This is a genomic window from Mesorhizobium sp. M1169 (assembly GCF_040318345.1).
Classification (GTDB): Bacteria; Pseudomonadota; Alphaproteobacteria; order Rhizobiales; family Rhizobiaceae; genus Mesorhizobium.
This window is the reverse complement of sequence record NZ_JAMYME010000091.1, coordinates 1-5,623: the sequence shown is the minus strand read 5'-3', so window position 1 is coordinate 5,623 and position 5,623 is coordinate 1. Positions and strand designations below refer to the sequence as shown.

Genomic DNA, 5,623 nt, shown 5'->3' with positions numbered 1-5,623 from the left:
GCGGAATATATTCCTATTTTGCGGGATGCCGCACCCTCGCCGACACGAAGCCGTTTCCGAATATCACCTCGCCAAAATTGAACGACAGGCGTGGCGCCTTGTCTCTGTCGGTCGGGGCGACGCTTTTGGACCTCAAAGTGTCCGCTGCCGACCTCGGCCTGCGGGTTGGTGAACCCGTTGAAATCATCGTTGATCTGATCGCCGCACAAAGCCTTCAGATCATCGGCAGCATCGCGGTGGCGCACAACGAGAGCAACACGGTCAACCCGGCAGTGGCGGGCGGGCTGGGCTACATGAGCGTTGGGCTGACCGTCACGCCGACCCAGAACGATGTCACGTTTGGCACGAGCCTGCTGGTTCGGCTCAACATCGCTGCCGGCGTCGGTGCGAATGGCCTGTTCGTGCTCGGCTGGGCTGTCCAGAAGGCCAAGTCACGCCTGACCTACATCGGCGGGGCTCTCCAATCTGCGGCCATGGTGGCGGAGGATGCGCACCCGAAGCTTAACATCGACCCGTTCTTCCGCATTGCGGCCAGCGGCGTCACCAACGACTATGCTGGCAACCCCCTGATCGGAGCATCGGCTGGCGGGTTTCCTCCTGTTCTGGTCAACGCGCCGGCAGGCTCGCCCTTCGGCACCAGGCCATCAAGCTGCCGGCCGGCCACGCTGCACGACATCAAGACGCCCGTAGCCGAAGCAGGGTTGACGGTGGGAGAAACTGTCTGGTGTATCTTCGCCTTCATGGCGGGGAGTGCCCAGTCCATCCAGTTCATCCAATACATTCCGGTGTCGTCCGGGGTGACCCAGACCGCTCAGATAACCAAAACGGTCAATGGCCTGACGTATATTTCGCTGCCCATCGTGGTCACCCAGAACGACGTTACCTACGGCCTTAATCACCAGCTCCGCATCCTTCCGACAGGGGCCTTGGCCGCGGATGCCTACCTTCTCGGCTGGGCCATCCAGAAGGCACCGGGCCGGCTGATCGATAACCATGGCCGGTTTGACAAACTGGCCAAGGACGTTGCCTCCGTGCCGGCCTCGCAGTTCGCCGGCAAGATCGGTGCGCACTTCGGCGATAGCATCATCGAAAGTGTCATCTGGCCGGGCATCACGCCGACCGCCAAGATTGCCCAGCGCACCGGCATGACGATCACCAACTGCGGCGGCGGCGGTACCCGCATGGCCAACCATGCTGCGAACTATGACAAGTTCTCGTTTTACCGGCTGGCCGATGCCATTGCCTCCGGTGATTTTTCCCAACAGATAGCCGCAGCAACGCTCATCGGAGGCACCTTTCCAGCGATTGCAGCGCGCATGGCATCGGTGGATTACAGCCTGCTGGATTACCTGATCCCCTCGTTCGGCACCAACGACTTCACCGGCGCCGGCCCGACGTGCCCCATCGGCACCAATGCGGACATAACCGGGGCGACCTTCAAGGGAGCCATCAACTACGGCATCCAGACGATCATGACCGCCCGGCCGAACCTGAAGCTCATCTTCACGACGCCGATATGGCGGACGCTGGACGGCACTGCGGGAGGAGCCGGAAGCCAGCTGATCGACTACGCCAACGCCATGCTTGAGGTCTGCGCCCTAAACAGGGTGCCAGTGGTCGATCTGTACCGCCGCTTCATCATCAACCAGTTCAACTACGTTCATTGGATGGGTCCTGGAGACGGAACTCACCCTAACAATCTTGGACAGGACCTGATCGGCGGCATGATGGCGGCGGGGCTGTTCGACAACTTCTAAGTTGCGCCTAGACAATCTCGGCGCGGACGAAATGCCATGACGCCGTGTTAATGATCGTGTCCGGGGTGTAGGGATTGGTGAGTTTCACTAGCGTCCCATCAACTTCCGCGACCGTCCAGACGCCAGTTTCGTCGCTCCAGTCGCCCGGAACCGCTACAATCATGGTGATGCGGTAATCTCTTCCGATTTCGAACATTCGGCCCTCCCCAGTTTTTGGTTCGGGGCAGAATGCGCGCGTGCTTGGGTCGGCGCAAGCGTCACCGACCTCGCAGGCGCGGATGGCGTCGACCAGCGCGACAACCGCGCCACGGGCCAGGTGGATGCCATCCTCGACGTGATCTCGAGCAACCTTTTCACGGCGATGGCAAATCTACCCTAGTGGAAGTCAATCTTTTTCGACGGCTGCGCGGTGTGGCTTTTGAGACTGATGAGCGCAGGCGTGTCGATCTTCGACGCTATCCGCCGGGCCAGTTCCCGCAATTCGAAAAAGCCGTCAATACTCATCAGGCTCAACGGTGTGCCTGACGAAGTATCCCACCGCAAAGGTACTTTGTCTTGCCTGTACGAAGATCCGTTCATCTCGCAAATGGCGTCGTAAATCGCCTGTGCGATCGACATTTCGGCACGGATACGCTCTGCGTCTTTTTGGCTGTTCATAAGAATTTTTCCCCAAACCACGGTCCCCCTTAGCCGCTTTCATTAGGTGTCGCTAGATCACGCGGATGTGACACGTCGGATAAAATCGATTGATATGGCCGAGGGAGCGCACGCGGTTTTCTTTGGTCTTCGCCGTGTTGAGCGCCGTGCAAGACTCGTGCCGCGTCCATCTTGATCGCAGCGTTGAATGGGCACTATTCGCAATGTATATTGCGCGCATGAGCACTGCAGCTGACAACAATTTTTTGCTGCCGCCCCCGGCTCCAGCGTATCTGCCGGCGCGCGTCATCGGCGACCCGAAGAAGGCGGCGTAGTGGTCAGCCCGCTTCCGGATCCCGAGGTCGCGGACGAAGCGCCAAGCGAGCCCTACCTCACCCCATACGACAATAAACGCGTCGCCATGTATATGTGGCTGCTGGACGCCGCCTATGACGACGAGGATTGGCGCGTGGTTGCCAGGACTGTGCTGCATATCGATCCCGAGAAGGAACCGAAGCGGGCGCACCGAGCCTGGGAAACTCATCTCGCCCGCGCCCGGTGGATTCTCAAGGAAGGGTACAAGTTCCTGTTCCCGAGCCCCACGACTCACTGACGAGTCTGTCCGTTAGGGCCGAAATTGGGGCCGCAAGAAGATACCGACAAAAGGTTTAATGAAATCAACGGCATCTGGCGGAGGGAGTAACCGTCCGGCTGTTTTTTCGCGCCGACGTCATGCCTTTTCTTCGCACCGGTTAAAGGTTTTGGTTCCCTGGACCAGGAAACATCGATGGGGCTCGCGGTCACCCAGGTGAACCCACCGCATCCACCATGCGCATCAAGCGCACTGGTCAGTCGACGCGACAATACACGAGACCCGCCGCGCAGTGCCTGCAGTTCTTTGAGACTGGCACTGATGAAGGCAAGTGCCTCGCCGCGGTTGGGAACCGGTCCCTTCTTCATAGCACGAACCCTGCTGCCACGAATTGACCCCAACTTAATTAAACGCGCTCTCATGGCGTGAAAGTGACTGTCAGCATTGGAGGCGCGGAAATTTCTCCCAATGCAGATGCTCAGGACGTCCTTCGCACTGCCGGACGGTGCCTTTTTGAAGCGAAACAACATGGACGAAATCGTGTTTCGTTCGTCTATGAAGCCGCCATGTTGCGGGTCGTGACGCCCTAACCTACCGCTGGCCCAGCCCTGACGCTGGCAGAGTATCGCGAGAATGGGGCCTGCCTTCCAACCGATTGCGGATGCACCAACAACCCGGCCACGTACGACGTTTCACAGCCTGGGGCCTATTTTTCAGGTAACCGGCAATTCGTTGGAGTCCGTTCTCCTAAGTGACGCAAAAAGGCCCGCCCCATTGTGTGGAGCAGGCCCTTTGACTTGCGCGGTACTCAGAACTTTGCCGCTTCGCGAAAGATAATAGCGAATGGTAAACATCGACTGAACGTCCGTGCCGCTTCGGTGGCCTTGGGTTAGGTGGGGCCTGTCCTTGTTGCTTGGCGAGATCGGGGCGGCTGATGCCGGCTCAGTGCGACGCGGATTTCGTGCAAACCCCGACAATGCTGCCCCCGCATCGATCACCGCAAGCAGATTGGCCAGCTAAATGTCATCCACTGCAGGGCAAATTCGTTGCTCGCCGGCCGACAAATGCTGGGAGGCACTGCATGCGCGCGCTCGCGCGGACCTGTGGTGAAAGAATTGGCGCCCGGCCGCGATTGATCAAAGTTGGGCCTGCGGACCGAGTGTCACCGCTTGCGATCGTAACATTGATGCGAGTCCGAATTTACTCTTTGGCTCGCGCCCAAGCTGGACGCTCAAGGATGCCGCGTCTTCGCCGATATCCTGACGCTTCAGCCCGGCGACCGGTGGCGCAGAGAAACCTCACGAACGCGAGCCGGATCGCGAGCCAGATCGAAGATGAGCTTTCCACCCCTGCATGGTACCGGAGTCTGGGCCCGTTGGCGCAGGATGGAAGTCGATCCTGATGTACGATGATACACTTCCCGTGCGTCGAGATGGGCGGACTCGAAATGAGGCCGCAGTTCGTCAACGACACCGTTGTCGCTCGGGATTGCCTGCTCGAACAGCAGATGTCCGTAATCGGCCGTCAGGCTTCGAGCTCCTTCGGCTGACTTTTGAGGGCGGCGATGAGTAGCCCCAAAAGAGCCTTCCGCCACCGGAGCAGGAGCGAGAAGTTGTAGCCGGCGGCGGCCAGGACGGCGTCGCCCTGCTGGCGGGCGAGGTAGTTGCGGCCAGCTTCTTTCGCTTCGCGCCACCAACCCTTCGACCAAACCGGTGCCGTGACACCCGTTCCGAGAACAGGCGAGCCGCGCGCCGGTCTATATGCCGCGAAGGACAGACGAGCCAACATCCCGAAACTTGCTTACGTCGAACTCGCGGGAGACCGGCACCAGGGGGCCTGACACCAAGTCCTCGAATGCCCTCGATGTGTGTTCAAGATCCTAGGAAGTTCTCTCCTTACCACTGGAAGACAGCTCGTCCAGCCGCATCTGAACAGGAGGCCGGTGCTCAATCAGTGCCGCGCAGGATGTGCCCGATTGACAGGCATCAGGGAAGCCCAGGTCCTTAGTCCACAACGCTGTGACGAGCGCGACAACCGCGGCGGGGTTAGCCAGCTCACAGTTCAAGTCGATGGCTCAACTGTTGCATGGGGAGAGCTCTTACTTCTCGCTCCAAGTGCGGACGCGGCGCACGAGCTCGGAAGTTGAGATCCCGTAGCGATCGTGAAGCGTCGGCAGCGCGCCAGCGTCGAGGAACTCGTCCGGCAGGGCGATCTGCCGAAAGACTGGGCCCACTCCCTCCCGCATCAGCAGCGCGGCGACACCTTCGCCCAGCCCACCGATGATGGTGTGGTTCTCGGTCACTATCATTAGCCGTCCCGGACGGCGCGCCGCGGCAAGTATCGTCTTCGTGTCCAGAGGCTTGATCGTCGGAACGTGCAGAACGGCGCAGCCGATCCTGTCGGCTTCAAGCGCCTTCGCCGCCTCCAGCGCGCGCATGGTCATCAGGCCGCTTGAAATGAACAGCACATCCTCACCCTCGCGCAACAGGCGTGCCTTGCCGATTTGGAATGTGTAATCGTACTCGTCGAGCACGACAGGGACCTTGCCGCGCAAAAGCCGCATGTAGACCGGCCCGTTGTAGTCCGCGATCGCCTCCGTGGCCTGTTCGATGTCGAGCGCGTCGCAAGGGTCGATGAT

General features: G+C 60.0%; 6 protein-coding genes and 1 pseudogene. 2 read left to right on the top strand and 5 right to left on the bottom strand.

The window, feature by feature from the left end; translation table 11 throughout:
• Nucleotides 1-98: 98 nt before the first annotated feature.
• On the top strand, nucleotides 99-1,757 hold the full coding sequence (locus NKH41_RS33730; protein WP_352593532.1) for an SGNH/GDSL hydrolase family protein: 1,659 nt from the start codon (nucleotides 99-101) through the stop codon (nucleotides 1,755-1,757).
• A 7-nt stretch (nucleotides 1,758-1,764) separates the two neighbouring features.
• On the opposite strand, the gene NKH41_RS33725 is transcribed toward NKH41_RS33730, so the two are convergent.
• Complete coding sequence (locus tag NKH41_RS33725; protein WP_023722438.1) at nucleotides 1,765-1,953, bottom strand: hypothetical protein; 189 nt, start codon at nucleotides 1,951-1,953, stop codon at nucleotides 1,765-1,767.
• A 179-nt stretch (nucleotides 1,954-2,132) separates the two neighbouring features.
• Nucleotides 2,133-2,414, bottom strand: coding sequence for a hypothetical protein (locus NKH41_RS33720; protein WP_023722439.1), 282 nt, complete (start codon nucleotides 2,412-2,414; stop codon nucleotides 2,133-2,135).
• A gap of 313 nt (nucleotides 2,415-2,727) precedes the next feature.
• Between NKH41_RS33720 and NKH41_RS33715 the strand changes: the two genes are divergently transcribed.
• The gene (locus NKH41_RS33715; RefSeq protein WP_023722441.1) at nucleotides 2,728-3,006 is read left to right on the top strand and encodes a hypothetical protein; all 279 of its coding nucleotides are present in this window, start codon (nucleotides 2,728-2,730) and stop codon (nucleotides 3,004-3,006) included.
• Here the strand turns inward: NKH41_RS33715 and NKH41_RS33710 are convergent.
• From NKH41_RS33710 to NKH41_RS33700, 3 genes and pseudogenes are all read right to left on the bottom strand, one after another.
• Entirely contained in the window at nucleotides 3,000-3,515 is a 516-nt protein-coding gene (locus NKH41_RS33710) for a hypothetical protein (RefSeq protein WP_245278754.1), read from the bottom strand. The two genes, NKH41_RS33715 and NKH41_RS33710, sit on opposite strands and share 7 nt — an antisense overlap.
• 994 nt (nucleotides 3,516-4,509) lie before the next feature.
• Nucleotides 4,510-4,653: pseudogene (locus NKH41_RS33705) on the bottom strand (IS5/IS1182 family transposase); the annotation flags it as partial.
• A gap of 430 nt (nucleotides 4,654-5,083) precedes the next feature.
• Nucleotides 5,084-5,623 (bottom strand): transketolase C-terminal domain-containing protein (locus tag NKH41_RS33700; protein WP_352935928.1); only part of this gene is annotated, 540 nt, incomplete at its 5' end.

Bases quoted from the DNA above. Each gene is read 5' to 3' on its own strand.
- NKH41_RS33720 (WP_023722439.1), bottom strand. From the start codon at position 2,414: ATGAACAGCCAAAAAGACGCAGAGCGTATCCGTGCCGAAATGTCGATC.
- NKH41_RS33710 (WP_245278754.1), bottom strand. From the start codon at position 3,515: ATGTTGTTTCGCTTCAAAAAGGCACCGTCCGGCAGTGCGAAGGACGTC.
- NKH41_RS33725 (WP_023722438.1), bottom strand. From the start codon at position 1,953: ATGTTCGAAATCGGAAGAGATTACCGCATCACCATGATTGTAGCGGTT.